Below are 429 nucleotides of genomic sequence, written 5' to 3'. Positions count from 1 at the left end.
GGCCGCTCGGACAACGCCGGTTATGGGCGCGACTGGTTCTCGCGGCCGGGTTACACGGGCCCCGCCTCGTCGACACCGGCGCAGTTGCCCGCCTTCGCGAACGAGCAGCGGGCTGCCGAGACCGGTTTCCGGGTCGGCCAGCAGGTGTTCCACACGAAGTTCGGCGAAGGCACGATCACCGCGCTCGAAGGCGGTGGCGTCGACGCCAAGGCGCAAGTCAAATTCAAGCGCCATGGCGAGAAGTGGCTGGCGCTCGCGGTAGCCAAATTGCAGGCGGTTGAATGAGCGCACCTGGCGACGATACGGTTCGCAGCGGCGCCCCGGTTTCGCATCGTCCGCTCGGCATTCTCGCGGCCTTGCCGCAGGAACTCGGCGACCTGATCGAAGCGATGCGCGCCGAGTCCGGTCTGCGCACGATCACGCACGGTC

At 67.8% G+C, this 429-nt stretch carries 2 pseudogenes; both read left to right on the top strand.

What is annotated here, in order from left to right:
• Nucleotides 1-285: pseudogene (locus tag FQ755_RS16715) on the top strand (DNA helicase II); the annotation flags it as partial.
• Nucleotides 282-429, top strand: a pseudogene (locus tag FQ755_RS38155) (5'-methylthioadenosine/adenosylhomocysteine nucleosidase); the annotation flags it as partial. The pseudogenes FQ755_RS16715 and FQ755_RS38155, both read left to right, overlap by 4 nt.

The organism is Paraburkholderia sp. BCC1885 (assembly GCF_900996235.1).
Classification (GTDB): Bacteria; Pseudomonadota; Gammaproteobacteria; order Burkholderiales; family Burkholderiaceae; genus Paraburkholderia.
Note: the sequence above shows the minus strand (reverse complement) of the source record. Positions and strands in the feature narration are given on the sequence as shown.